At 74.6% G+C, this 4,378-nt stretch carries 3 protein-coding genes; all 3 read left to right on the forward strand.

The annotated features are described in order from the left end of the window. Positions 1 to 2,440: ATP-binding protein (locus E1295_RS47350; RefSeq protein ID WP_132641845.1), on the forward strand; the 2,440-nt coding region annotated here is incomplete at its 5' end. Between the two features lie 63 nt (positions 2,441 to 2,503). Then, positions 2,504 to 3,505, forward strand: a complete 1,002-nt coding sequence (locus E1295_RS47355) for a hydroxyacid dehydrogenase (RefSeq protein ID WP_132641847.1) — start codon at positions 2,504 to 2,506, stop codon at positions 3,503 to 3,505. A 24-nt stretch (positions 3,506 to 3,529) separates the two neighbouring features. Further along, positions 3,530 to 4,378, forward strand: an 849-nt coding sequence (locus E1295_RS47360) for a serine/threonine-protein kinase (protein WP_220449260.1), incomplete at its 3' end; no start/stop codon positions are given.

Consider the following 4,378-nt stretch of genomic DNA (forward strand, 5'->3'; position numbering starts at 1 on the left):
CTCCCGGCCCGCCGCGGTCGCGCAGCCGTACGTCGGCCGGCGCGCCGAACTCGCCGCCGTGACCGCGATGCGCGGCGGCGTCGTCCTGGTCAGCGGGGAGCCCGGCGCCGGCAAGACGGCGTTCATGGAGCAGGTACGCGACACGCTGGAGGGCCAGGGCTGGACCGTCGGGTGGGGCCGCTGCCCCGAGCACGAGGGCGCCCCCGCCGGCTGGGCCTGGGCCGAGTTGCTGCGTCAGCTCGCCGCCCGCTTCCCGCCCGGCGACCCCGAGGCGCTCGCGCCGCTGCTGTCCGACACCCCGGTGCGCGGGGACGTGCCGGGGGCGAGGTTCCGGCTGCACCGGGCCGCCGGCGCGTTCGTCACGGCGATCGGGCGGCCGCTGCTGCTCGTGCTCGACGACCTGCACAGGGCCGACGCCGAGACGCTGGCCATGCTCACCCACGTGGTCGGCGCGGCCGCCGGGCTGCCGGTCCTGGTCGCCGGCAGCTACCGGCACACCGAGCCGAACGACCACCTGGCCGACGCGCTGGCCGCCATCGCCGCCCGCGAGCCGTACCGGGTGAAGCTCGACGGGCTCGCGGCGCCCGAGGTGGGCGAGCTGATCGAGCTGACCTGCGGCCGGCCCGCCGACGCCGCCACGGTCGCCGAGATCGCCGAGCGCACCGGCGGCAACCCGTTCTTCGTCAGGGAGACCGCGCGCCTGCTCGACGCGGAGGGCGTGGTGGCGGTGCCCGCCGGCGTACGCGACGTGCTGCGCCGCCGCGTGGCCAGGCTTCCGGCGCAGGCCCGGACCATCCTGCGGCAGAGCGCGGTCATCGGCCGCGAGAGCGACGTCGACGTGCTGGGCGCCGTCAGCGGCGCCGACGAGGAGACCGTGCTGGCGGCCATCGAGTCGGGGCTGGTCACCGGGCTGGTGACCGAACCGGAGGCGGGACGGCTGAGGTTCGCCCACGTGCTCATCCGCGACACCCTCTACGACGATCTGTCCCGCATCCGCAGGGCCCGCCTGCACCTGCGCGTGGCCAGGGCCATCGAGGAGCACGACCCCGGCGACGTGGCCGCGCTCGCCCACCACTACGCCGCCTCCGCCGCCGACCCGGCCAGGGCCGCCCGCTACGCCAGGCTCGCCGCCGAGCAGGCCGAGCGCCGTTTCGCCCACCACGAGGCCGCCGCGCTCTGGCAGCAGGCGCTCGACGCCACCGTCGACCCGCGCGAACGCCTGGAGCTCACCATGTCCCTGGTGTCGGCCCTGGCCAACACCGGCCGGCTGGGCACGGCCCGCGGCCACAGGGAACGCGCGCTCCGGGACGCGCTGCCGCTGGACGACCCCGACCTGCTCGCCCGGGTGATCGTCTCGTTCGAGGTGCCGACGTTCTGGAGCAGCCGCCAGTACGGCACCCTCGACACCGCCCTCATCGAGGCCGTCGAGCAGGCGCTGACCCGGCTGCCGCCCGGCGACGGCACGACCCGCTGCCGGCTGCTCACCACGCTGGCGTTCGAGCTGGAGGGCGAGCCGGCCGAACGCGGCTACCTCGCCTCCCAGGAGGCCGTCGCGATGGCCCGCCGCCTCGGCGACCCCGGCCTGCTCGTGCTCGCGCTCAACGGCCGCCTGCACCAGACGTTCCGGTACGGCGGCCACGAGGAACGCGCGGAGATCGGCGCCGAACTGCTGCGCCTGTCGGGCTCCGACGTGACCGTCGAGGTCCTCGGCCATCTCGTCCTCATGCAGGCCGCCATCAACCGCGCCGAGCTCACCGTCTCCGACCGGCACGCCGAAGAGGCCAGGCGGCTGGCCGAGCGGTACGACATGCCGCTGCCCCTCGCCGTGACCGGCTTCCACGACGGCCTGCGCGCCGCGCTGCGCGGCGACTACGACACGGCCGACGCCCGCTACCGCGCCGCCGCCGAGCTCGCGGGCCGGCTCGGCATGTGGCAGCACGAGGCGGGGCTGCTGCTGCTCAGCCGGTACGCCATGCACCTGATGCGCGGCGACCTCACGCCCGTCCTGCCCGGCCTGGAGCCGTACGTGACGGAGGGGCCGTGGCGCGAAGAGCTGCTGGAGTTGTACGCGCTCGCACTCTGCCACGCGGGCAGGGCGGACGAGGCCCGCGCCCTGGTGCCCGCCGAGCCGGTTCCCGCGCGGCGTGACTACTTCTGGCACCTGCTGACCGCCGTACGCGGCCTGCTCGGTGTCGCGCTCGGCGACCGGAGACGGGCGGAGCTCGCCTACGACGCGCTGCTGCCGTTCGCGCCCGAACCCGTGGGGAGCACCGGCTACCTGGCCGTCTGGCCCACCGCACAGGTGCTCGGGGACGTGGCCGCGTTCCTGGGGCGCCCGGCGGAACCCCACTACCGGCAGGCGCTGGAGGTCGGTGAACGGGCGAACGTGCGGCTCTGGATCGAGGCCGCCCGCGCACGCTTGACATCGACCCGCTCATGACCGAAAAGAGAGGCTTGTGGGGAAACGTTAAGATCGGATCATCGTCGGGGAAGCTGGAGCGTCATGACTGATGTGCGGCCCACAACTCTGCTCGCCATGGGACGGCAGGTGGCGGGACGGATCTTCGCCGGGCCGGCGCGCGACCGGCTGACCGCCGTCGCCGACACCGACCCCGACCTGGTGGCCGACGACTTCGACGACCCCGCCGTGGCCGGTGCGCTGGCCGAGGCCGAGGTGCTCTGCACGAGCTGGTGGTGCCCGCCGGTCACCGGCGACGTGCTCGCCAGGGCGCCCAGGCTGCGGGCGATCGTGCACGCGGCGGGCAGCGTGAAACACCACGTCACCGACGCCTGCTGGGAGCGCGGCATCCTCGTCTCCTCGGCGGCGGCCGCCAACGCCGAACCCGTCGCCGAGTACACCCTGGCCTCCATCCTGTTCGCCAACAAGCGGGTGCTGGACATCGCCGGGCTCTACCGCGAGCGGCGTACGTCCCTCGACATCGAGGGCCTCTTCCCCGGGTTCGGCAACTACCGGCGCACGATCGGCATCGTCGGCGCGTCCTGGATCGGCCGGCGGGTCATCGAGCTGCTGCGGCCGTTCGACCTCGACGTGCTCGTCGCCGACCCCTACCTCACGGAGGACCTCGGCGTGCCCCGCGTCGAGCTGGACGAGCTGTTCGACCGGTGCGACGTGATCAGCCTGCACGCGCCCTCGCTGCCCGAGACCAGGCACCTCGTCAACGCCTCCCGCCTGGCCCGGATGCGCGACGGCGCGACCCTCATCAACACCGCCCGGGGCGCGCTCGTCGACCAGGACGCGCTCGTCGCCGAGCTGTCCAGCGGCCGGCTGTACGCGGTGATCGACGTGACCGAGCCCGAGGTGCCACCCGCCGACTCGCCCCTCTACGACCTGCCGAACGTGCTGCTCACGCCGCACATCGCCGGCTCGCTCGGAGGCGAGCTGGGGCGCATCGCCGACCTCGCGCTCGACGAGCTCGCCCGGTACGCGCGGGGCCTGCCCTTCCAGTACGGCATCGGGGCGGAGGCGCTGGCCACGAGCGCCTGACAGCGGCGGGATAATCTGCTCCTCATGCGCGAACAGGTGATCGACGGCCGTTTCGAGCTGGTGGAACGGCTCGGGGGCGGGGGGATGGGCCTGGTGTGGCGGGCCCGCGACATCGCCCTGCGCCGCGAGGTCGCGCTCAAGGAGGTGCGCCCGCCGGATCCCCTCACGGACGAGCGCGACCCCGACGCCGCCCGCGAGCTGCGCGCCAGGGTGCTGCGCGAGGCCAGAGCCCTGGCCCGGCTGAACCACCCGCACGTGGTCACCATCCACCACATCGTCGACCCGGGGGAGCACGACTACCCGTGGATCGTCATGGAACTGGTCCCCGGCGGCTCCTTGCAGGACCGCCTCAAGCACGGCCCCATGCCGCCGGACGCGGTGGCCCGCCTCGGACGCGAGGTGCTGTCCGCCTTACGGGCCGCACACGCCGTCGGCATCCAGCACCGCGACGTCAAACCCGCCAACGTGCTGCTGCGCGAGGACGGCCGCTCGGTGCTCACCGACTTCGGCATCGCGGCCGTACGCGAGGCCACGACCCTGACGGCCACGGGGGCGTTCATCGGCTCGCCCGAGTACATGGCGCCCGAGCGCATCAACGGCCTCGAAGGAGAGCCGGGCTCCGACCTGTGGTCGCTCGGCATGCTCATGTACGTGGCCGTGGAGGGGCGGCACCCGCTGCGCAGGGGCACGGCGCTGGCCACGCTGGCGGCCGTGCTCAACCAGGACATCCCGCCGCCCGGACGCGCGGGGCCGCTCGGCCCCGTCCTGTCCGCCCTGCTCGTACGCGACATGGAGGCCCGGCCGGACGCCGCGACCCTGGACCTCCTGCTGGAGTCGGCCGCCGCCCCACCCCCAGGCCCCCCGTCCATGAGC

This window comes from Nonomuraea mesophila, assembly GCF_004352805.1.
GTDB classification, from domain to species: domain Bacteria; phylum Actinomycetota; class Actinomycetes; order Streptosporangiales; family Streptosporangiaceae; genus Nonomuraea; species Nonomuraea longispora.